The organism is Mycobacterium sp. pR1184, assembly GCF_041287235.1.
Classification (GTDB): domain Bacteria; phylum Actinomycetota; class Actinomycetes; order Mycobacteriales; family Mycobacteriaceae; genus Mycobacterium.
In genome coordinates this window covers 84,214-106,523 of the sequence record NZ_JBGGKR010000016.1, presented here as the reverse complement: position 1 = coordinate 106,523, position 22,310 = coordinate 84,214, and the positions used below count along the sequence as shown (strand labels likewise).

General features: G+C 66.7%; 22 protein-coding genes. 11 read left to right on the top strand and 11 right to left on the bottom strand.

Annotated features, from left to right (window positions below):
• The first annotated feature begins 71 nt into the window (after positions 1-71).
• The 3 genes from ACAG21_RS24320 (at position 72) to ACAG21_RS24310 (ending at position 4,785) form a co-directional block, all read left to right on the top strand.
• Positions 72-986, top strand: a complete 915-nt coding sequence (locus tag ACAG21_RS24320) for a class I SAM-dependent methyltransferase (protein ID WP_370498814.1) — start codon at positions 72-74, stop codon at positions 984-986.
• A gap of 15 nt (positions 987-1,001) precedes the next feature.
• Positions 1,002-2,183 (top strand): CoA transferase, encoded by a 1,182-nt coding sequence (locus tag ACAG21_RS24315; protein ID WP_370498813.1) that lies wholly within the window; start codon positions 1,002-1,004, stop codon positions 2,181-2,183.
• 313 nt (positions 2,184-2,496) lie between these two features.
• Positions 2,497-4,785: a SulP family inorganic anion transporter gene (locus ACAG21_RS24310; protein ID WP_370498812.1), complete on the top strand. Its 2,289-nt coding sequence runs from the start codon at positions 2,497-2,499 to the stop codon at positions 4,783-4,785.
• Here ACAG21_RS24310 and ACAG21_RS24305 read toward each other — a convergent pair.
• The 6 genes from ACAG21_RS24305 to ACAG21_RS24280 form a co-directional block, all read right to left on the bottom strand.
• Positions 4,724-5,164: a response regulator gene (locus ACAG21_RS24305; RefSeq protein WP_370498811.1), complete on the bottom strand. Its 441-nt coding sequence runs from the start codon at positions 5,162-5,164 to the stop codon at positions 4,724-4,726. The two genes, ACAG21_RS24310 and ACAG21_RS24305, sit on opposite strands and share 62 nt — an antisense overlap.
• On the bottom strand, positions 5,161-6,744 hold the full coding sequence (locus ACAG21_RS24300; protein ID WP_370498810.1) for a CHASE3 domain-containing protein: 1,584 nt from the start codon (positions 6,742-6,744) through the stop codon (positions 5,161-5,163). Before ACAG21_RS24300 ends, ACAG21_RS24305 begins: the two co-directional genes overlap by 4 nt.
• Positions 6,744-7,928, bottom strand: coding sequence for a PP2C family protein-serine/threonine phosphatase (locus ACAG21_RS24295; protein ID WP_370498809.1), 1,185 nt, complete (start codon positions 7,926-7,928; stop codon positions 6,744-6,746). The genes ACAG21_RS24300 and ACAG21_RS24295 overlap by 1 nt, the downstream gene beginning before the upstream one ends.
• 145 nt (positions 7,929-8,073) lie before the next feature.
• The gene (locus ACAG21_RS24290) at positions 8,074-9,243 is read right to left on the bottom strand and encodes an acyl-CoA dehydrogenase (RefSeq protein WP_370498808.1); all 1,170 of its coding nucleotides are present in this window, start codon (positions 9,241-9,243) and stop codon (positions 8,074-8,076) included.
• A gap of 15 nt (positions 9,244-9,258) precedes the next feature.
• A complete protein-coding gene (purE, locus tag ACAG21_RS24285; RefSeq protein ID WP_370498807.1) occupies positions 9,259-9,774 on the bottom strand; it encodes a 5-(carboxyamino)imidazole ribonucleotide mutase in 516 nt (171 codons plus the stop codon).
• Entirely contained in the window at positions 9,767-10,981 is a 1,215-nt protein-coding gene (locus ACAG21_RS24280) for a 5-(carboxyamino)imidazole ribonucleotide synthase (RefSeq protein ID WP_370498806.1), read from the bottom strand. The genes purE and ACAG21_RS24280 overlap by 8 nt, the downstream gene beginning before the upstream one ends.
• A gap of 98 nt (positions 10,982-11,079) precedes the next feature.
• Here ACAG21_RS24280 and ACAG21_RS24275 point away from each other — a divergent pair, with 98 nt between their 5' ends.
• On the top strand, positions 11,080-11,739 hold the full coding sequence (locus tag ACAG21_RS24275; protein ID WP_370498805.1) for a GtrA family protein: 660 nt from the start codon (positions 11,080-11,082) through the stop codon (positions 11,737-11,739).
• On the opposite strand, the gene ACAG21_RS24270 is transcribed toward ACAG21_RS24275, so the two are convergent.
• From ACAG21_RS24270 to ACAG21_RS24260, 3 genes are read right to left on the bottom strand one after another with little or no spacing between them, the layout of a single operon-like run.
• Positions 11,694-12,212 carry a PH domain-containing protein gene (locus tag ACAG21_RS24270; protein ID WP_096285211.1) on the bottom strand — a complete coding sequence of 173 codons (519 nt, stop codon included), beginning with the start codon at positions 12,210-12,212 and terminating at the stop codon, positions 11,694-11,696. The genes ACAG21_RS24275 and ACAG21_RS24270 overlap by 46 nt on opposite strands.
• Before the next feature lie 9 nt (positions 12,213-12,221).
• On the bottom strand, positions 12,222-13,028 hold the full coding sequence (locus ACAG21_RS24265) for a biotin--[acetyl-CoA-carboxylase] ligase (RefSeq protein WP_370498804.1): 807 nt from the start codon (positions 13,026-13,028) through the stop codon (positions 12,222-12,224).
• 11 nt (positions 13,029-13,039) lie between these two features.
• A complete protein-coding gene (locus ACAG21_RS24260; RefSeq protein WP_370498803.1) occupies positions 13,040-14,608 on the bottom strand; it encodes an FAD-binding protein in 1,569 nt (522 codons plus the stop codon).
• Between the two features lie 39 nt (positions 14,609-14,647).
• Here ACAG21_RS24260 and ACAG21_RS24255 point away from each other — a divergent pair, with 39 nt between their 5' ends.
• From ACAG21_RS24255 to ACAG21_RS24225, 7 genes are all read left to right on the top strand, one after another.
• Entirely contained in the window at positions 14,648-16,288 is a 1,641-nt protein-coding gene (locus tag ACAG21_RS24255; RefSeq protein ID WP_370498802.1) for an acyl-CoA carboxylase subunit beta, read from the top strand.
• Complete coding sequence (locus ACAG21_RS24250; protein WP_370498801.1) at positions 16,285-16,554, top strand: acyl-CoA carboxylase subunit epsilon; 270 nt, start codon at positions 16,285-16,287, stop codon at positions 16,552-16,554. Before ACAG21_RS24255 ends, ACAG21_RS24250 begins: the two co-directional genes overlap by 4 nt.
• Positions 16,551-17,198 (top strand): nucleoside triphosphate pyrophosphatase, encoded by a 648-nt coding sequence (locus tag ACAG21_RS24245; protein ID WP_370498800.1) that lies wholly within the window; start codon positions 16,551-16,553, stop codon positions 17,196-17,198. Before ACAG21_RS24250 ends, ACAG21_RS24245 begins: the two co-directional genes overlap by 4 nt.
• Positions 17,199-17,212: 14 nt before the next feature.
• Positions 17,213-18,115 carry a sulfurtransferase gene (locus ACAG21_RS24240; protein ID WP_342929724.1) on the top strand — a complete coding sequence of 301 codons (903 nt, stop codon included), beginning with the start codon at positions 17,213-17,215 and terminating at the stop codon, positions 18,113-18,115.
• Positions 18,115-18,537, top strand: coding sequence for a SufE family protein (locus ACAG21_RS24235; protein ID WP_370498799.1), 423 nt, complete (start codon positions 18,115-18,117; stop codon positions 18,535-18,537). The genes ACAG21_RS24240 and ACAG21_RS24235 overlap by 1 nt, the downstream gene beginning before the upstream one ends.
• Positions 18,538-18,668: 131 nt before the next feature.
• Positions 18,669-20,471 (top strand): biotin carboxylase N-terminal domain-containing protein, encoded by a 1,803-nt coding sequence (locus tag ACAG21_RS24230; protein ID WP_370498798.1) that lies wholly within the window; start codon positions 18,669-18,671, stop codon positions 20,469-20,471.
• 192 nt (positions 20,472-20,663) lie between these two features.
• Positions 20,664-21,086: an STAS domain-containing protein gene (locus ACAG21_RS24225; protein ID WP_370498797.1), complete on the top strand. Its 423-nt coding sequence runs from the start codon at positions 20,664-20,666 to the stop codon at positions 21,084-21,086.
• Here the strand turns inward: ACAG21_RS24225 and ACAG21_RS24220 are convergent.
• Positions 21,057-21,851, bottom strand: coding sequence for an RNA polymerase sigma factor SigF (locus tag ACAG21_RS24220; protein WP_342929720.1), 795 nt, complete (start codon positions 21,849-21,851; stop codon positions 21,057-21,059). The genes ACAG21_RS24225 and ACAG21_RS24220 overlap by 30 nt on opposite strands.
• Complete coding sequence (locus tag ACAG21_RS24215; protein ID WP_370498796.1) at positions 21,848-22,285, bottom strand: ATP-binding protein; 438 nt, start codon at positions 22,283-22,285, stop codon at positions 21,848-21,850. Before ACAG21_RS24215 ends, ACAG21_RS24220 begins: the two co-directional genes overlap by 4 nt.
• Positions 22,286-22,310: the final 25 nt, after the last annotated feature.

Sequence of the window (22,310 nt, the reverse complement as noted above, 5' to 3'; positions counted from 1 at the left end):
TAAGGGCGTAATGCCACTGCGCCCGAGGTCTTTGGTCACCGCCGCAGCGCTCGTAGTTATTGTGTCTAACCATGGCACGCAGCGACAACGACACCTGGGACCTGGCGACGAGCGTGGGCGCCACCGCCACCATGGTGGCCGCCGGACGGGCCCGGGCCACCAAGGACGAGCTGATCGACGACCGGTTCGCCGAGCCGCTGGTACGCGCCGTGGGAATCGACTTCTTCACCCGGTGGGCCAACGCCGAGATCGACGCGGCCGACGTCGACGAGCCCGGTGCGCCGTGGGGAATGCAGCGCATGACCGACCTGCTGGCGGCGCGCACCCGCTACATCGATGCGTTCTTCGCCGACGCGGCCGCCGCGGGCATCCGCCAGGTCGTCATCCTCGCCTCCGGCCTGGACGCGCGCGGATACCGACTGGCCTGGGCGCCGCGAACGACGGTGTTCGAGATCGATCAGCCGGAAGTCATCGAGTTCAAGACCACCACGATCGAAGCGCTCGGCGCCAAGCCCACCGCCGAGATCCGGGCCGTCGGGGTCGACCTGCGCCACGATTGGCCGTCGGCGCTGAAGCAGGCCGGGTTCGATACCGGCCAGCCCGCCGCGTGGGCTGCCGAGGGCCTGCTCGGTTTCCTGCCACCCGAAGCCCAGGATCGCCTGCTGGACAACATCACCGCGCTGTCCGCCGAGGGCAGCCGGCTGGTGGCCGAGGTGTTCTTGAACACCGGCGGCAATCAGAACGCGTTGAACGGTGCCAGCCAGCGGTGGCGGGACCACGGGCTCGACGTCGTGCTCGACGATCTGGGTTTCCCCGGTGAGCGCAGCGATGCGGCCACGTATCTGGCCGATCGCGGCTGGCGGCCGGTCAGCACCCCGTTGAATCAGTTGTTGGCCGACAACGGATTACCGCAGCAGCCCGACGGTGACGACGCCCCGTTCGCCAAGAATTACTACTGCACCGCAGTCTTGCACCAGGCAGGGTAAGAGGAAGGCCCCAGTATGCCGAACAGCCAGCCGCCCAAGCCCCTTGACGGATACCGGGTTCTCGATTTCACGCAGAACATCGCCGGGCCGCTGGCCGGACAGGTCATGGCCGACCTCGGTGCCGAGGTCATCAAGATCGAGGCCCCGCACGGCGAAGCGGCCCGGCAGATCGTCGCGGTGCTGCCCGGCCGGCCGCCGCTGCCCACCCTGTTCTGGCCCCACAACCGGGGCAAGAAGTCGGTGGCGGTGGACTTGACCAACGACGAAGCCAAGCAACAGATCTTGCGACTGGTCGACACCGCCGATGTCGTGCTGGAGGGGTTCCGGCCCGGTGTGATGGAGCGTATGGGCTTGGGCCCCAGTGAATTACAAGCGCGCAACCCGAAGCTCATCTACGCCCGCTTGTCCGCCTACGGCGGCAACGGCCCACAGGGCAGCCGGCCGGGCGTCGATCTGATGGTGGCCGCCGAGTCGGGCATGACCACCGGCATGCCCACGCCCAGCGGCAAACCACAGATCATTCCGTTTCAGCTCGTCGACGCCGCCAGCGGCCACGTGCTCGCGCAGGCGGTGCTGGCCGCGCTGCTCAATCGCGAGCGGCACGGCGTGGCCGACGTGGTGCGGGTCGCGATGTACGACGTCGCGGTGGGTCTGCAGGCCAGCCAGCTCACGATTCACCTGAACAAGTCCGCCGAACAGCCCAAGCCGGACCCGGCGCCAACTGCCAAGAAACGCAAGGGCGTTGGCTTCGCCACCCAGCCGTCGGATGCCTTCAAGGCCGCGGACGGGTACCTGGTGATCAGCGCGTATGTGCCCAAGCACTGGGCGAAGCTCTGCGAGATCATCGGCCGGCCTGACATGCTGGAAGACGAGCGGTTCATCGACCAGCGGTCCCGCGCGATGAACTACCCCGAGTTGACCGAGGAACTCGAGTCGGCGCTGGCCGCCAAGACCGCCGCCGAATGGGTTGAGCTACTGCAAGAAGGCGGCCTGATGGCCTGCCTGGCCTACACCTGGAAGCAGGTCGTCAGCACCCCGCTGTTCGCCGAAAACGAACTGGCCCTGACCGTCGGCAGTGGCGACGATGAAATCACGGTGATCCGCACTCCGGCCCGTTACTCCAGCTTCGAGGCGGCCGCCGCCGATCCGCCGCCCGCTGCCGGCCAGCACAACGACGTGTTTCTGGCCGAGTCCTGATTTCGCGCACCGGCTTTCTTTGAATCGCCGATGAAACTACTTGTTGTCAAAGCAGGGACACCTGGGTTTCTTTGAGTTGTCGATGAATCCGTAGGCGTTTATCACGGTGATCGGGCAGTCAGGGAAAGCTTCCTCATACGAACTAGCCGCAGGCGGCGCGACGTCTTGTCGTCCGCTTATCTGATTTGTCTTGGTCGCCAGGGCCGGTGGGCGCGTGATTGACACAAGACGGTCTACCGGTCATAAAGAGTCGTCAGCTTTGGGGTAGCGGACCGCCGCTTGCCGACTTCCTAACCGTTGGAGGAGTCGACTTATGAATGCGCTTGTAGAAACGGCCAAATCCAGGCCGCTGCTGAAAAATCTGCGCCACGACGTCCCCGCATCGCTCGTCGTCTTCCTTGTGGCCCTGCCGCTTTCGCTGGGTATCGCGATCGCCTCCGGGGCTCCGCTGGCCGCCGGCTTGATCGCCGCGGTCGTGGGCGGCATCGTCGCGGGCACGTTCGGCGGGTCGTCGGTCCAGGTCAGTGGCCCGGCCGCGGGTCTGACCGTCGTGGTCGCCGGACTGATCGATGACTTCGGCTTCCCGATGCTGTGCCTGATGACGATCGGGGCGGGCGCACTGCAGATCGCGTTCGGGCTTAGCCGGCTGGCGCGGGCCGCGCTCGCTATTGCGCCGGTGGTCGTGCACGCGATGCTGGCGGGTATCGGTATCACGATCATTTTGCAGCAGATTCACGTTCTGATGGGGGGATCGTCACACAGCTCTGCCTGGCAGAATCTCGTGGCGTTGCCCAGCGGGATTCTGCATCACGAACTGCACGAGGTGATCACCGGCGCAACGGTCATCGCGATCTTGTTGGTCTGGTCGAGACTGCCCGCCAAGATTCGGATGATCCCCGCCCCGCTGGTCGCCATCGTCGCGGCGACCGCGCTGGCTATCGCGGCGGGGCTGGACACTGATCGAATCTCACTGTCGGGCAACTTCTTCGACGCGCTCAACCTGCCTCACCTCTCGGAAGCAACCCCGAAAGGCAAGCCATGGCTGGACGAGACCGAGGACATCGTCATCGGTGTGTTGACGATCGCCCTGATCGCCAGTGTCGAATCGCTGCTGTGCGCCGTCGGTGTCGACAAACTGCACAACGGCCCACGCACGAATTTCGACAAAGAGATCATCGGGCAGGGCACCGCGAACGTAGTATCGGGATTGCTTGGCGGACTGCCGATTACCGGTGTCATCGTACGTAGTTCGGCGAACGTGGCGGCGGGCGCCCGCACCCGGATGTCGGCGGTGCTGCACGGCGTGTGGATCCTGCTGTTCGCGTCGCTGTTCACCGAACTGGTCGAGCTCATCCCCAAGGCCGCGCTGGCCGGACTGCTGATCGTGGTCGGCGCCCAGCTGATCAAGCTGGCTCACATCAAATTAGCTTGGCGCACAGGCAACTTCGCCGTATACGCCGTCACCATATTGTCAGTGGTGTTCCTGAACTTGTTGGAAGGTGTGCTCATCGGGCTCGCCGTCGCCATCGGCTTCCTCTTGGTCCGGGTGACCCGCGCGCCGGTCGCGGTGCAACCGATCGGCGGCGAGCAGTCCAAGCAGTGGCGCATCGATATCGACGGCACGCTGAGCTTCCTGTTGCTGCCCCGCCTGACCAAGGCGCTCGCGTCGGTGCCGCAGGGGACTGAGGTGACGCTGAACCTGAACGCGGACTACATCGACGACTCTGTATCCGAAACGATCGAGGATTGGCAACGCACGCACGAAGCGCGCGGCGGAGTGGTGGTGATTGTGGAGACGACCGGAGCCAAGCTGCAGAACGCGCATGCGAGTCCGCCGAGGCGTCACTTCGCGTCCGCTCCGATCGGGCTGGTGCCGTGGCGGTCGACGCGCGCCAATCACGAAAACAACGGCGACGCTTCGATTCTCGACCGTGTCAATGAGTACCACCGCAATGGCTCAGCAGTTTTGCACCAGCACATCGCGGGACTCGGCGGTGCCCAGGACCCGTATGCGCTGTTCCTCACCTGCGCGGATTCCCGGATCCTGCCGAACGTCATCACCGCCAGCGGCCCCGGCGACCTGTACACCGTGCGCAACTTCGGCAACCTGGTGCCGACCGACCCCGACGACCGATCGGTCGATGCCGCACTCGAATTCGCGGCCAGTCAGTTGGGTGTGCGTTCGGTTGTCATCTGCGGGCATTCGTCGTGCGCGGCGATGAAGGTGCTGCTAGACGACGACGCCGGTCAATCCGGGACGCCGATGGGCCAGTGGCTGGAATACGCCGGCGAGAGTCTGGCCGCCTACCGCGATCACCATCCGGCGCGCGCCAGCGCGCAGGCCAACGGGTACTCGGAGATCGACCAGCTGAGCATCGTCAACGTCGCGATTCAGCTGGAAAGACTGACCCGCCATCCGATCTTGGCGACCGCGGTCACCGCCGGCGATGTTCAGGTGGTGGGCATCTTCTTCGACATCGCGACCACCCGGGTGTACGAGGTGACGCCGCGCGGCATCGTGTGCCCCGAAGAACCCTTGGCTACACGCCCGGCAGACGAACCACCTGCAGGAAGAACTCATCGATCTGTCGTACCGCACTGATGAATTGGTCGAGATCGACCGGCTTGGCCACATAGGCGTTGGCGTGCAGCTTGTAGCTGCGCAGGATGTCTTCCTCGGCCGAGGAAGTGGTGAGCACGACGACCGGGATACGCGCGAGGTCCGCGTCGGACTTCACCTTTTCCAGCAGCTGGCGCCCGTCGTACTTGGGCAGGTTCAGATCCAGCAGGATGAGATCCGGCCGCGGTGCGCCCTCGAACTGACCGCGCTTGTAAAGAAAGTCGAGCCCTTCTTCACCGTCGTGCGCGACATGTAGTCGATTCTGGAATTTGTTGTGCTCCAACGCTTCCCGCGTTATGAGTTCGTCTCCCGGGTCGTCTTCGACGAGCAGGATCTCGATCGCTCTGTTGGCGGGTGTCATTGGCGCGCTCCTTCCAGGGCGGCTGGGTGTGCTGCATCCACGGCAGCGGGGAGGGTGAACTCGAATCGGGTTCCGTCGGTGTAGGTCGTGTCGATCCGGACTGCGCCGTCGTGATACTCGACGATCTTCTTCACCAGCGCCAGGCCGACACCCGTCCCCGGGTATACCTCGCGGCCGTGCAGCCGCTGAAAGATCACGAACACCTTTTCGGTGAACTCCTCGGCGATGCCGATGCCGTTGTCCGACACGGTCAGCAGCCATTGGTGAGTATCGGGGCGCAGCTGGCAGTCGATGACGATCCGGGGCGACCGATCCACGTGACGGAACTTGATCGCATTGCCAATCAGGTTCTGCCACAACATTGTCAGCAGTGTCGAATCGCCGAACACCTGTGGCAGCGGCTGAGCCGGGCGCACGATCTCGGTGTTCGACTCCTCAATGGCGGTGGCGAGGTTGGCCATGGCCGCATCCAGCGTCACGTCCAGATCGACCACGGTTTGCTTGCCGCCCACCCGGCCGACTCTGGAGAAGCTCAGCAGATCGTTGATCAGCACCTGCATCCGTTTGGCACCGTCAACCGCGTAATTGATGTATTCGATGCCGCGCTCGTCAAGCTGGTCGCCATAGCGCTTTTCGAGCAACTGGCAGAACGAGGCGACCTTGCGCAGCGGTTCCTGCAGATCGTGTGAGGCGACATAGGCGAACTGCTCGAGTTCGGCATTGGATCGCTTCAACTCGACTGCCTGCTCGTCCAATCGCGCCTCGGCCGCCCGCGAAGTGTCCAGTGCCGAAACGATTCGCTGCCGCATGTTCTCGACATCGATCGCCATGTCATGAATATCCTTGGGCCGCTTCGGGACCGAGATGCTCTCGGTGAAGTTGCCCTCGGTGATCCGCCGGCATGACGCGGCCAGCGCCGCCAGCGGTCGGGTAATCGCACTGCGGGTCAGCAGCCCCAACGTGATGGCGAGGCCGAAGAACACCAGCACCACCGCGGCCAGCACGCGGTCCCGCCAGGCCCTGATGTCGTTCAATTCGTCATTAGCCTGCGCCGCCGCCGCGGCGAGATCGGTATTCTGGGTTTCGAAAAGTCCACGCAAATGATCGAATTCGACTTTTCCGCGATCCGCCATCCTGGTGTTCACCACGTCGGGGGCGGTGGGGATCACGCTCGCGATCAGCGGCTCGGCGGAGCTGGCCCGCCAATTGGCGGCGGCCCGCTCGACGGCGTCCAAATCGTTGACCAGGTCCACACGCTGACCGAGCAGCCGCCTGGCTTCCTCGGCCGCCGCCTGTTCGGCATGTTGCCCGTCGTAGTAGGGCGTCAGGAACTGCCGGTCGGCGGCGATTGCATAGCCACGCACACCGGTTTCCTGGTCGCGCAACGCTGCCTGCAGCTGCAGGGCGGCCCGCCGCGCGGGCTGAATCTGTTCGGTCAGGCCGCGCGACACTTCGTCGGTGCGATTCAGCAACGCCGCGCCCGCTGCGGCGCCGGCCAGCACCAATAAGCCCATGCTCAACAAGATCAGGAACAACCAACCGCGCACAGTCAGCTGAGCCCGCGGGTGCGCGTCGGTCATCACATCGCCGTCCGCTCTACCCGCACCACAGCGATGTCATCGGTGAGACCACCGCGCGGCTGGGCGAGCTCCTCGGCGCCGTCGATCAGCGCGTCGACAAATGCCGACCCGGGCAAACCCGCATGATTACGCGCGAGTGCAAGCAAGCCATCCTCCCCCAGTCGCTGGTTGCCGGTTCCGCTATACCCCTCGAAGAGGCCGTCGGTGAGTAGCAACAACCCCCGGCCCACCGGCAGTTCCAGCTCGGACTGCGGCCAGTCGTCGGCACGCAGTCCCAGCGCAGGACCGCCCGGCGGCTCGACCCAGTCCACCGTGCCGGCGGAATGGCGCAACATGCCCGGGTGGCCGGCCCGGATACAGGTGATGCGCGAGGTGTCGGGCGGAATCTCCAGGGACAGGACGGTGGCGAAGACCCCGCTGCCGGCCCGTTCGGCCTGCAGCACCCGCTCCAGCTGGCGCATCGACTCGGCGGCGCGCACGCCCGCGAATGTGAGTGCGCGCCAAGCGATTCGCAACGCCGCGCCCAAGGCGGCCTCGTCAGGCCCGTGCCCGGCGACATCCCCGATCAGGACGTGCACAACCCGGTCCGGTGTTTGCACGACGTCGTAAAAGTCGCCGCACAGCAGCGCATCCACCCGGCTCGGCCGGTACCGGGCGACGATCTCGACGCCCGGGTTGTCCAGCAGCAACGGCGAGGGCAACAGACCGCGTTCGAGCAGAGCGTTCTCGCGGGCTCGAAGCTGAGTCGCATGCAGGTCCGCGGCGATGATCTCAACCCGCTTGCGTTCGATCGCGTAAAGCAGCGCACGGCGCAGCATTTCGGGTTCGACGCGGCCCTTGACCAGATAATCCTGCGCCCCGGCCGCGACAGCGGACGCCCCGAAGTTCTCGTCGTTCAATCCGGTCAACACCACGATCGGGACTGTCGCGTCGCGTTTGGCGATGCGGTCCAGCGCATCGATACCGCTGGCGTCGGGCAAGTTGAGATCCAGCAGTACGCAGTCCGGCCGGGCCGAGGCCAGTTCACGCTCGGCGTGCGCCATCGATTGCGCCCACGTCACCCGGATGTCGTCAACCGCGTCGGCTATCAGATCCTCGACCAGCACGGCGTCGGCCCGGTCGTCTTCGACCAGGAGCAACGACAGGGTCTGGAAATTCGCCGCCGGGGTGACAGGGCTAAGCATTCCGCACCCCTTGCCGCAGTCGTAACCTGCTCATTTTGGCGCTACGCGTCGCCGCTACCCTCCGAACGGCACACGCTGAGCTTGGTTGTAGCGCTCGATCTTATTAGTCGAGCTGAATGTGAGGCTAACGGGTCCCGGCACAAGTTCAGCGCAGCAACGCCCGCGACATGACCACGCGCTGAATCTGGTTGGTGCCCTCGTAGATCTGGGTGATTTTGGCGTCGCGCATCATCCGCTCGACAGGGAAGTCGACGGTGTAGCCGGCGCCGCCGAACAGCTGCACGGCGTCGGTGGTGACCTCCATCGCGACGTCGGAGGCAAAGCATTTCGACGCCGCCGAGATGAAGCCCAGGTTCGACTCGCCACGCTCGGCTCGCGCCGCCGCGCTGTAGACCATCAGCCGAGCGGCCTCCACTTTCATCGCCATGTCGGCCAACATGAACTGCACACCCTGAAAGCTGCTGATCGACTCGCCGAACTGCTTGCGGTCCTTGGTGTAGGCGATCGCCGCGTCCACCGCGCCCTGCGCGATCCCCACGGCTTGGGCACCGATGGTCGGGCGGGTGTGATCCAACGTGGCCAGCGCCGTCTTGAACCCGGTACCGGGCTCACCGATGATCCGGTCGCCCGGGATGCGGCAGTTCTCGAAGTACAACTCCGTGGTCGGTGAACCCTTGATGCCCAGCTTGCGCTCCTTGGGCCCGACGGTGAACCCCTCGTCGTCCTTATGCACCATGAACGACGAGATACCGTTGGCGCCCTTGTCCGGATCGGTCACCGCCATCACGGTGTACCAACTCGACTTGCCGCCGTTGGTGATCCAGCACTTGGCGCCGTTGAGAATCCAGTCGTCCCCGTCGGCCTTGGCGCGGGTGCGCATCGAGGCCGCATCACTGCCGGCTTCACGCTCGGACAGCGCATACGACGCCATCGCGCTGCCATCGGCGATGGACGGCAACACCTGCTTCTTCAGGTCGTCCGAACCACGCAGGATCAGGCCCATCGTGCCGAGCTTGTTCACCGCCGGGATCAACGACGCCGACGCATCGACCCGGGCCACCTCCTCGATGACGATGCACGCCGCCACCGAGTCCGCGCCCTGACCGCCGTACTCCTCGGGGACATGCACCGCGTTGAAGCCCGAAGCGTTCAGCGCGTCCAGCGCCTCCTGCGGGAAGCGGGCATTCTCGTCCACATCCGCGGCGTGCGGCGCGATTTCCTTCTCCGCCAGCGCCCGAATCGCCGCCCGCAACTCCTGGTGCTCCTCGGGCAGTTGGAACAGATCGAAGTCGGGGTGTCCGGCCCATCCAGCCATCGTGAGATCTCCTTGCTACTCGCCGGTAACTTTACCCTGGAGCTCTTGCAGGGCCTCATCCTTGGCCCGCACGCTGTCGGCCAGCTGCTCCTGAAACGCCACGATCCGGGCCCGCAGGGCGGGGTCGGACGAGCCGAGAATCCGCACCGCCAGCAGCCCCGCATTGCGGGCGCCGCCGATCGAGACCGTCGCCACCGGCACACCGGCGGGCATCTGCACGATCGACAGCAGTGAGTCCATGCCGTCCAGCCGGGCCAGCGGCACCGGCACCCCGATCACCGGCAGCGGCGTCGCGGATGCGACCATGCCGGGCAGGTGGGCAGCGCCCCCGGCGCCCGCGATGATCACCTCGATGCCGCGGTCAGCCGCGCCGCGGGCGTAGTCGAACATCACGCCCGGGGTGCGATGCGCCGAGACCACCCGGACCTCGGCCGGGATGTCGAACTCGGCCAGCGCCGCGGCGGCGTCGGCCATCACCGACCAGTCGCTGTCGCTGCCCATGATCACCCCGACGCGGGGGTCTTCAGTCATGTGGATCCCATCCGTCCGACCACTGCCCATGTGACAACCAGTGTGCCGCCAGCTCGGCGCGTTCACGAAGCCTTGGCACCTCCGCGACCTGGTCGCCGAGGAAATTGATGTGCCCGACCTTGCGGCCGGGCCGCTCCTGTTTGCCGTAGAGGTGCACTCTCGCGTCGGGCATCCGCGCGTACAGGTGGTGCAACCGCTCGTCGACGGTCATCTCCGGTGTCCGCGCAGCCCCCAGCACGTTGGCCATCACGGTCACCGGCGCGATGGCATCGGTGTCGCCGAGCGGATAGTCCAGCACCGCCCGCAGATGCTGTTCGAACTGGCTGGTGCGCGAACCGTCCATCGTCCAGTGCCCGGAGTTGTGCGGCCGCATCGCGAGCTCGTTGACCAGCAGCGCGCCGCTCGTCGTCTCGAACAGCTCGACGGCGAGCACGCCGACCACGCCGAGTTCGGCCGCCAGCCGCAGCGCCAGCTGCTGCGCGGTCGCGGCCACACCCTCGGGCAGCTCGGGCGCGGGCGCGATCACCTGCACGCAGATGCCATCGGCCTGCACCGTCTCCACCACCGGCCACGCCGCACCCTGACCGAACGGCGAGCGGGCCACCAGCGCCGACAGTTCACGACGCAGTTCGACCCTTTCCTCGAGCACCACCGGCACGCCGTCGGCCAGGTAGTCGCGGGTGATCTCGCGCGCCTGCGCCAGGTCGCGCGCCAGCTGCACCCCCCGGCCGTCGTATCCCCCGCGGGCCGCCTTGACCACCAGCGGGACGTCGACACTGGAGGCGAAGGCGTCCACCTCGTCGAGGCGATCGAGGGAATCCACGCCGAGATAACGGGGCACCGCGGCACCCAGGGCCGCCAGCCGGCGGCGCATCACCAGCTTGTCCTGAGCGTGCACCAAAGCCTGCGGCGGCGGTGCCACGTTGACACCGTCGGCCACCAGCTTCTCCAGCAGCTCCGTCGGGACGTGCTCGTGATCGAAAGTCAGCACGTCGGCACCGGCGGCGACCCGGCGCAGGTCCTCCAGATCGGTGTGCGAGCCGACCATCACATCGGGGGTGACCTGGGCGGCGGGCTCGTCGGCGGACAGCGCCAGCACCCGCAGGCTCTGCCCCAGCGCGATCGCGGCCTGGTGCGTCATCCGGGCTAGTTGACCGCCGCCGACCATGGCGACCAACGGGCTGCGTGTACTCGGCACGGCCATCATGGTGTCACGGCACCCAACGGCGTGTTGACCGGCCGCGACGCGAAATCGTTATGTACCATTTTGCGCCGTTTTCGAGTCCGTCCGTACACTCACGTGTTGTGTCCTTTGCCGATGCCACAATCGCGCGCTTGCCCCGGGCTTTTCAGCCCTATGCACAGCGCCATCATGAATTCATCAAATTTGCCATCGTCGGGGGCACCACCTTCATCATCGACTCGGCAATTTTCTACACGCTCAAGCTGACGATTCTCGACACCAAGCCGGTGACGGCGAAGGTGATCGCGGGCATTGTCGCGGTCATCGCGTCCTACGTGCTGAACCGCGAGTGGAGCTTCCGCGACCGGGGCGGCCGCGAGCGCCACCACGAGGCGCTGCTGTTCTTCGCGTTCAGCGGCGTGGGGGTGCTGCTGAGCATGGCGCCGCTGTGGATTTCCAGCTACGTCCTGCAGCTGCGCGAGCCGAACGTGTCGCTGACCGTGGAGAACATCGCGGACTTCATCTCCGCCTACATCATCGGCAACCTGCTGCAGATGGCCTTCCGGTTCTGGGCGTTCCGGCGCTGGGTGTTCCCCGACCAGTTCGCCCGCAACCCCGAGAAGGCAATCGAATCCGCGCTTACCGCGGGCGGGATCGCCGAGGTGTTCGAGGACGAGGTCGAGTCCGGCAACGTCACCCTGCTGCGCGCCTGGCGCAACCGGCGCAGCCGGATCAATCAGCTCGGCGACTCCTCGGAACCCAGGGTGTCGAAGACTTCGTGATACAGCAGCGCGTGCACCTCGCGCAGCCGCGGAATGTTGTAGAACTCCAACGGATCTTGTGACGCCGACTCGATAATCAGTGTGCCGGTACGAAACGGGCGCTCCCAAATCTTGTCCCGGAATTCCACGCTGTTAATCCGCGCCAGCGGGATATCGATACCGCTGCGGGTCAGCAATCCGTGGCGATACATCACCCGGCGATTGGTGACGACGAAATGTGTGGTGAGCCAAGTCAAGAACGGAAACAGGGTCAGCCAGCCGACGATCACCAACCAGATCCCCCAGATGACGCCGTGGATGATGTTCTTGGCCAGCTGCTCCCAGTGCGTGGAGTTGACGTAGCCCGACCCGAACGCCGCCAGCCCGGTCACCAGGATGAAAATCACCACCGGCCAGATCAATCGCTTCCAGTGCGGATGGCGATGGATGACGACCTGTTCGCCGGCGGCCAGGGCGTTGTCGGGATAGCTCATGTGGTGACACTAACCCCGCAAATGCACGACGTCACCGGCAGAAACGACGACGGTCTCGTTGCCGGTCTCCAAACACAGCCGGCCGTGATCGTCGATTCCGCTGGCAGTCCCGACGATTTCCTTACCGCCGGGCAGCTGTGCGCGCACCCGGGTGCCGATGGTCAGGCTGCGTGCCCGGTAGTCGGCGGCTAACTGCCAGTCGGCTCCGCGAGCGGCCTGCCACGCGACGATCCGCCCGCCGAGTTCGCGCAGCACCGCGCGGACGAGCTGATCGCGGTCGGGGGCGGCCACGCCCAGGTCGAACAACGAGGTCGCCCCCGGCCCGTCGACCTCCTCAGGCGCCTGAGTCACGTTGAGCCCCAAGCCGATTACTACGACAGGCCGCGACACCTCGGCCAGGATTCCGGCCAGCTTGCCACCCCCGGCCAGCACGTCGTTGGGCCATTTGAGGCCGAGTTCGGTCCCCTGCAGCAGCGGGGCCACGGCGTCGACCACCGCCACCCCGGTGGCCAGCGGCAGCCAGCCCCACCCGGTGACCGGGACGTCGACGACGCTGACCGCGACCGACATCGTGATCTGTGCGCGCGGCGACGCCGACCAGGCGCGGCCGTGCCGTCCGCGACCGGCGGTCTGGTGTTCGGCGATCAGCACCGCTCCGGCGATGTCGGTGCCGTCGGCGGCGCGAGCCAGCAGATCGGCGTTCGTGGAACCGGTCTGCTCGACGACATCGAGTCGCCGCCAACCCAATCCGGTCCCGACGAGTTCGGTGCGCAGCGCGGCCGCATCCAGTGGCGGTCTTAGAGAATCGCGATCCATCGACGTCCAGCCTAGAGGGCTGGAACTGCGTGCCGGCGGTCTCGCATGTCCAGCGCCGCCAGGTGACTGAACAGCATGCTGGTCCCGATCGGGTTGCCGCCACCGGGATACGCCAGCCCGCTGGGCGCGGCCATCGTGTTGCCCGCCGCGTACAGACCGGGGATGGGGTTGCCCGCGGTATCGAGCACCCGCGCCTTGGTGTCGGTGCACAGGCCGCCCTTGGTGCCCAGGTCGGACAGACCGAACTGCGCCGCGTGATACGGCGGCGAGTCGATGGGCACCAGCGGCGATGCGCCCGCCGAGAAGGCGCGGTCGAACGCCTCGTCGCCGCGGCCGAAGTCTTCGTCGACGCCGGATGCGGCAAAACCGTTGAACCGGGCCACAGTTGCGGCCAACCGATCCCCCGGGACTCCGATCTTGGCGGCCAGCTCCTCGAGGGTGTCGGCGGTGTGCCACAGCCCGGCGGCGACGTAGCGCTCGGTCTCGACGATGGAGACGTTGGCGGCCTTGACCGGCGGCACCTCGCCTTCCTTGTCGTCGTAGATCATCCAGTACGGCAACGACATTGAGCCGTCGTGCAGCTGCGCGATGATCTCGCGCCCGGCGCGGTCGTAGGCCCGTGACTCGTTGACGAATCGGTCGCCGTGCTGGTTGACGAAGATGCCGCCGGTGAACCACAGCGCGAACGCACAGCGGCCGTCGGGATGAGCCATCCCCGGTGACCACCACGCCTGGTCCAGCAGGTCGGTGGCCGCGCCCACGGCGATGCCGGCCTGTAGCGCCAGACCGCGACTTCCCGGGCCGCCCATGGTGTCTCGCGCCACGCCCGGCACGCCGTATTCGCGGCGCAACTCCTCGTTGGCTTCGAAACCCCCGGCGGCCAGCAGCACGCCCAGCCGGGTGCGGATCGCGCGGCGCTCGCCGGCGGTCTCGACGATCGCTCCGGCCACCCGCCCGTCGGACATCACCAGCTCGACCAGCGCGGTGTCGCGTCGCAGCGACGCGTTCGGGTACTGCTCGATGGCCTTGAGGAAACGCGCGATCAACGCGCGGCCGCCGAGGTAGTAGTCGGGCGGCGGTTCGGCGCCGAGCCGGTCGGTGTCCAGCGGCCCGCGAATCGCGTCGCGCAATTCGGGGGCAGCGGCCACCTTCAACGGCTTCGCGGCGATGTGGCGCTGCCCGTCCAGGCGCGCCTTCGGCGCCTTGCCGTAATAGTCCGGCCAGGGCAGCGGCACGAACTTGATGTTCTGGTCTTCCTCGAGGTACTCGATCAGCGGCGCGCCGCCGCGCACGAACGTCTCTTGCAGGTCGCGGGGCGTGCGATCGCCGACCACGGCGCGGTAATAGGTGAGCGCGTCCTCGACGGTGTCGTCACAGCCGGCCCGGACCAGCACCGGATTGCACGGGAACCAGACGCCGCCGCCGCCGGAATAAGCCGTCGTGCCACCGAATTTGTCGGTCGCCTCGACCAGCAGCACCTCGAGGCCCTCGCGCGCCGCGGTGTAGGCGCCGGTGACGCCGCCGCCACCCGACCCCGCGACCAGCACGTCGTACTCTTCGCTCCACTGCACCGTGCCCATAGTCAGCGCAGCCTATCCGCGCCGCTAAGCTCGACTCCCATGACGAGCGTTACCGACCACACTGCGGAACCCGCTGCCGAGCACACCATCGACATCCACACCACCGCGGGCAAGCTGGCCGAGCTGCACAAGCGCCGCGAAGAGTCGTTGCACCCCGTCGGTGAAGAGGCCGTCGAGAAGGTGCATGCCAAGGGCAAGCTGACCGCCCGCGAACGCATCCTCGCCCTGCTGGACGAGGACTCGTTCGTCGAACTCGACGCGCTGGCCAAGCACCGCAGCACGAACTTCGGCCTGGAAGCCAACCGGCCGCTCGGCGACGGTGTGATCACCGGGTACGGCACCATCGACGGCCGCGACGTGTGCATCTTCAGCCAGGACGCCACGGTGTTCGGCGGCAGCCTCGGCGAGGTCTACGGCGAGAAGATCGTCAAGGTCCAGGAGCTGGCCATCAAGACCGGCCGCCCGCTGATCGGTATCAACGACGGCGCCGGCGCGCGGATTCAGGAAGGCGTCGTCTCGCTGGGCCTGTACAGCCGCATCTTCCGCAACAACATCCTGGCCTCCGGCGTCATCCCGCAGATCTCGCTGATCATGGGTGCCGCTGCCGGCGGGCACGTGTACTCCCCCGCCCTGACCGACTTCGTCGTGATGGTCGATCAGACCAGCCAGATGTTCATCACCGGGCCCGACGTCATCAAGACCGTCACCGGCGAGGACGTCACGATGGAGGAACTCGGTGGCGCCCACACCCACATGGCCAAGTCGGGCACGCTGCACTACGTCGCCTCCGGTGAGCAGGACGCCTTCGACTGGGTCCGCGACCTGCTGAGCTACCTGCCACCCAACAACTTCACCGACGTGCCGCGTTACGCGGTGCCGGCCCCGGAGGGTCCGATCGAGGAAAACCTCACCGAAGAGGACCTCGAGCTGGACACGCTGATCCCGGACTCGCCCAACCAGCCGTACGACATGCACGAGGTCATCACCCGCATCCTCGACGACGACGAATTCCTGGAAATTCAGGGCGGTTACGCCCAGAACATCGTCGTCGGCTTCGGCCGGGTCGACGGCCGGCCGGTCGGCATCGTGGCCAACCAGCCCACCCAGTTCGCGGGCTGCCTGGACATCAACGCCTCGGAGAAGGCCGCCCGGTTCGTGCGGACCTGCGACTGCTTCAACATCCCGATCATCATGCTGGTCGATGTGCCCGGCTTCCTGCCGGGCACCGGCCAGGAATACAACGGCATCATCCGGCGCGGCGCCAAGCTGCTGTACGCCTACGGCGAGGCCACCGTCCCCAAGATCACCGTCATCACCCGCAAGGCCTACGGCGGCGCGTACTGCGTCATGGGGTCCAAGGACATGGGCTGCGACGTCAACCTGGCCTGGCCCACCGCGCAGATCGCCGTGATGGGCGCCTCCGGTGCGGTCGGCTTCGTCTACCGCCAGCAGCTCAAGCAGGCCGCCGCCGAGGGCCGCGACGTCGACGAGCTGCGGCTGCAGTTGCAGCAGGAGTACGAGGACACCTTGGTCAACCCGTACGTCGCCGCCGAGCGCGGTTACGTCGACTCGGTGATCCCGCCGTCGCACACCCGCGGTTACATCGCCACGGCGCTGCGGCTGCTGGAACGCAAGATCTCCCACCTGCCACCGAAGAAGCACGGGAACATACCGCTATGAGCGAGACGAACGGTTCAGCCCCAGGCAGCGACGAGGCCACCGAGGCTGTTGACACCCCGCACGTGCCGCACATCCAGATTTTGCGGGGCCAACCCACCGCCGCGGAGGTGGCCGCGCTGATCACCGTGCTGGGCAGTGCCGGGGGTGGCGCGGCGCCCGAGCAACCGGAAAAGACCCGCTGGGGGCTTCCGGTCGACAGGCTGCGCTACGCGATCAGTAACTACCAGCGAGTCACCCTGCAGGAACGCATCCATATGCAGCGATGACTCGGGTCGTACTCGGGTCGGCCTCCGCTGGCCGCCTCAAGGTGCTGCGCCAGGCGGGCATCGATCCCGTGGTTGTGGTCTCCGGCGTCGACGAGGATCGCCTGATCGACAGTCTGGGACCCCACGCAGCACCCGGCGACGTGGTCCGTGCGCTGGCCCAGGCCAAGGCCGAGCAGGTGGCCGGCGAATTGGATGCCGCCGTCGCAACGGATTGTGTTGTGATCGGCTGTGATTCGATGCTCTACCTCGATGGCGGGCTGTGCGGCAAGCCGGAATCGGTCGAGGCCGCGCGCCAACTCTGGCAGGCGATGGCCGGGCGCTGCGGCCAGCTTTATACCGGCCACTGCGTTATTCGGCTGCAGGACAGCAACATTGTCCATTGCGAAGCGCAAACATCAATCACCACAGTGCATTTCGGAACTCCGGAGCCCGACGACCTGGAGGCCTACCTGGCCGACGGCGAATCGCTGCGGGTCGCCGGCGGCTTCACCCTGGACGGCCTGGGCGGCTGGTTCATCGACGGCGTCGACGGAGATCCATCGGCCGTGGTGGGACTCGGGTTGCCGTTGACACGGGCGCTGCTGCGCCGCGCCGGCCTGTCCATCGCGGCGCTGTGGGCGGACAACGCCCAACCTCGGCGCTGAGTAGGCTTTGCCATGTGCCGCTACCCCCCGATTCAAGCCCCACGCTGTCGGCCTACGCCCACCCCGAACGCTTAGTCACCGCCGACTGGCTGTCCGGCCACCTCGGCTCGCCCGGTCTGGCGATCGTCGAATCCGACGAGGACGTGTTGCTCTACGACATCGGGCACATCCCCGGCGCCGTCAAGATCGACTGGCACACCGACCTCAACGACCCGCGGGTCCGCGACTACATCTCCGGTGAGCAATTCGCGGAACTGATGGACCGCAAGGGCATCTCGCGCGACGACACCGTGGTGATCTACGGCGACAAGAGCAACTGGTGGGCGGCGTACGCGCTGTGGGTCTTCACGTTGTTCGGCCACCCCGATGTGCGGTTGCTCAACGGCGGGCGTGACCTGTGGCTGTCCGAGCGACGGGACACCAGCCTCGAGGTGCCGACCAAGACCTCGACCGGCTACCCCGTCGTCGCCCGCAACGACGCGCCGATCCGCGCCTACAAGGACGACGTGCTCGACATCCTGGGTAGCCAGCCGCTGATCGACGTGCGCTCCCCGGACGAATACACCGGCAAGCGCACGCACATGCCCGACTACCCCGAAGAGGGCGCGCTGCGCGCCGGCCACATCCCCACCGCCCGATCGATCCCGTGGGGCAAGGCGGTCGACGAGAGCGGCCGGTTCCGCAGCCGCGAGGAACTCGACGAGCTCTACGGTTTCCTGCAACCCGACGACAAGACGGTCGTCTACTGCCGCATCGGCGAGCGGTCCAGCCACACCTGGTTCGTGCTCACCCACTTGCTGGGCAAGCCCGGTGTGCGCAACTACGACGGGTCCTGGACCGAGTGGGGCAACACCGTGCGGGTGCCGATCGTCGCGGGCTCCGAACCGGGCCAGGCACCGGGAGCCGTACCGGCCTGATGACTCTGCCCGCTCCCCTGGCCGAGGTGGTGTCCGACTTCGCCGAAGTGCAGGGTCAGGACAAGCTGAAGCTGCTGCTGGAGTTCGCCGACGACCTGCCGGCGTTGCCCGACGATCTGGCCGAAGCGGCGATGGAACCTGTTCCCGAGTGCCAGTCGCCGCTGTTCTTGCATGTCGACGCGCACGACCCCAACCGGGTGCGGCTGTATTTCAGCGCTCCCGCCGAAGCGCCCACCACCCGTGGATTCGCGTCGATCCTGGCCGCCGGCCTCGACGAGCAACCGGCCGCGGCCATCCTGGCGGTGCCCGAAGATTTCTACAGCGAGCTGGGGTTGGCCGCTCTGATCAGTCCGCTGCGGCTGCGGGGCATGTCGGCGATGCTGGCCCGCATCAAAAGACGCCTGCAAGCTACCGCCGAGTAACCCCCGAATACCGACACCGCCTCATCGTCCCGACGGCGCGGCGCTTAGACTTCCCCCGAAATCGTTGTAAGAAATTCTCTTAGAGACGCACGCAGAACAATCTCTGCCGATAGGCCAAAACAGGAGGCGCAGTGGCCAGTCACGCCAGCTCAAGGATCTCCAAGGTGCTCGTCGCCAACCGCGGCGAAATCGCTGTCCGGGTGATCCGGGCGGCCCGCGACGCGGGTCTGTCCAGCGTGGCGGTGTACGCCGAGCCCGACGCCGACGCGCCGCACGTGCGTCTGGCCGACGAGGCATTCGCCCTGGGCGGTCAGACTTCCGCCGAGTCCTACCTGGACTTCGGCAAAATTCTCGACGCGGCGGCTAAGTCCGGCGCCAACGCCATCCACCCGGGCTACGGCTTCCTTTCGGAGAACGCCGATTTCGCCCAAGCGGTCCTGGACGCCAACCTGATCTGGATCGGGCCCAGCCCGCAGTCGATCCGCGATCTCGGCGACAAGGTCACCGCCCGCCACATCGCCGCCCGCGCCCAGGCGCCGCTGGTGCCCGGCACCCCCGACCCGGTCAAGGATGCCGACGAGGTGGTGGCCTTCGCCAAGGAGTACGGCGTGCCGGTCGCGATCAAGGCGGCCTTCGGCGGTGGTGGCCGCGGCATGAAGGTGGCCCGCAGCATCGAAGAGATCCCCGAGCTGTTCGAGTCGGCCACCCGTGAGGCCGTCGCGGCCTTCGGTCGCGGTGAATGCTTCGTCGAGCGCTACCTGGACAAGCCGCGCCACGTCGAGGCCCAGGTGATCGCCGACCAGCACGGCAACGTTATCGTCGCCGGCACCCGCGACTGCTCGCTGCAGCGCCGCTTCCAGAAGCTGGTCGAGGAGGCCCCGGCGCCGTTCCTGACCGACGCGCAGCGCAAGGAGATCCACGAGTCGGCCAAGCGGATCTGCAAAGAGGCGCACTACTACGGCGCGGGAACCGTCGAGTACCTGGTGGGCCAGGACGGCCTGATCTCGTTCCTCGAGGTCAACACCCGTCTGCAGGTTGAGCACCCGGTCACCGAGGAGACCGCCGGCATCGACCTGGTGCTGCAGCAGTTCAAGATCGCCAACGGCGAAAAGCTGGACATCACCGAGGACCCGACACCGCGCGGGCACGCGATCGAATTCCGGATCAACGGCGAAGACGCCGGCCGCGGCTTCCTGCCCGCCCCCGGCCCCGTCACCCGCTACGACATCCCGACCGGCCCCGGCGTGCGGCTGGACTCCGGCGTCGAGGCCGGATCGGTGATCGGCGGCCAGTTCGACTCGATGCTGTCCAAGCTGATCGTGTACGGCGCCACCCGTGAGGAGGCGCTGGCGCGCTCGCGCCGCGCGCTGGACGAATTCCACGTCGAGGGCCTGGCCACGGTCATCCCGTTCCACCGCGCCGTGGTGTCCGACCCGGCGTTCGTCGGCGACGGTAAGAGTTTCGCGGTGCACACCCGCTGGATCGAGACGGAGTGGAACAACACCGTCGAGCCGTTCACCGGCGGTGAGCCGCTCGACGAGGAGGAGACTCAGCCCCGGCAAAAGGTGGTCGTCGAGGTCGACGGCCGCCGGCTCGAGGTGTCGCTGCCCGGCGATCTGGCGCTGTCCAACGGTGGCAGTACCGGCGTGACCGGCGCCGGCGTCGTCCGCAAGAAGCCGAAGCCCCGCAAGCGCGGCGCGCACGGCGGCGCGGCGGCCTCGGGCGACGCGGTCACCGCCCCGATGCAGGGCACCGTGGTCAAGGTCGCGGTCGAGGAGGGCCAGCAGGTCGTGGTCGGGGAGCTGGTGGTGGTCCTGGAGGCGATGAAGATGGAGAACCCGGTCACCGCCCACAAGGACGGCACCATCACCGGTCTTGCGGTGGAAGCCGGCATCGCCATCACCCAGGGCACGGTCCTCGCCGAAATCAAATAGCTGCTGACCAGGCTTCCTGGGAATGAGCTAGGTAAACGTTGTCGGTGTCCGGCACCGAGGGTAGGGTTCGAGTCAGGTTGAGTTCACAGCCGCCTGGACTACGTGAGCGGCGCTGACGGCGAATCCCCTACTTTCGGCGTTCCACCGATGGCGTAGTCCTCACACCAATCCTCGGTATGAGGGAGTGAAGCAATGTCTGTGGCTCAATCCTGGCAGCAATGCCGAACGGCTCAATTCAGCGCCACCTGGAGCGCGTCGGGCACGCTCATCACGGTCGACGGTGAACTCGACGCCGCGAACTCCGATCAGCTCGCGATCTACGTGCAGCGCAACGCGCGCCGCGCCAAGCGAGTGATCCTGGATCTACGCAATCTCGATTTCATTGGCACGTCCGGCTTTTCGGCGCTGCACCGGATCAACGTGGTGTGCTCGGGCGCCCAACTCAGCTGGGCGATGGTGCCCAGCCCGGCGGTCATGCGACTGTTGCGGGTGTGCGACCCGGACGGCACCCTGCCGGTGACGACACCGATGGAGGAGCCGCTGCTGGAGCGGGTCGCGTGGAGCGTGAGCCCCAACGCGCGGCCGCTACTCCAGCTGGTCGCGGAGCCGAGCTAGCGATTTAGCCAGCAGCCGCGAGACGTGCATCTGCGAAATGCCGACTCGTTCGGCGATCTGAGTCTGCGTCATCGACTCAAAGAACCTGAGCACCAACACCGTTCGCTCTCGCTCGGGCAGGCTCTCCAGCAACGGACGTAGCGACTCGCGGTCCTCGATGCGATCGATGCTGGCGTCGACGTCACCCAACGTGTCGGCGATGGCCCGCGCGTCCTCTTCATCGCCGCCGCCCCCACCGCTGTCGATGGACAGGGTGTTGTACGAGCTGCCCGCGACCAGACCCTCGACGACCTCGGCGCGATCCATTTCCAGCTCGGCCGCGAGTTCGGTTGCCGTCGGCGCCCGCCCGAGGCGTTGCGACAGATCGGCGGTCGCGCTGCCGAGGCGCAGATGCAGCTCCTTGAGGCGCCGCGGCACCTTGACCGACCAGCTGTTGTCCCGGAAGTGCCGACGGACCTCACCCATGATCGTGGGTACCGCGAACGACACGAAGTCCGATCCGGCGTCGACGTCGAAGCGCACCACGGCATTGACCAATCCGACCCGCGCAACCTGAACCAGGTCGTCGCGCGGTTCGCCGCGACCCTCGAACCGGCGGGCGATGTGATCGGCCAGCGGCAGGCACCGCTCGACGATCTTGTCCCGTTGGCGCTGGAATTCTGCCGAGTCGGCCGACACCGTGGCCAGCTCACGGAACATATCCGGAACATCGGCGTATTCGTTTGGGCGTGACGAGCCCGAACCGCCGTCAGCTTGCGCTGTCACCGGCTAGCGGCCGCCCGTCGCGCCGTCAACTTGATACCGAAGACGCTACCGGTTTCGGTGGGTTCACGACCGTCGTGGAAAGTTTGGACGTCATCGGCCAGCGACGTCAGCACATGCCAGCTGAAGCTGCCCGGCGACACCACGTCGTGGGTGTCGCATGCGGCGGATGCCTCGACCACCAATTCGTCTTCGTGCGGGTCGACCACCACGATCAGCGTCGCGTCCGGGGTGGCCGACCGGATCAACCGCGTGCACACCTCGTCGACCGCGAGCCGCAGATCCGCCACGGCGTCGAAATCCAGGTCTTCGTAGGTGCCGATCGCACCCACCAGCGTGCGTAGCATGGCCAGGTTCTCCAGGCGCGCAGCAACATGCAATTCGACGGCTCTGTGCCCGCGTTGACGCTTGTCAGCGCGCAATCCAGCATCGGTCATTTGGTCTCCCGGCAACGTTTGGCTC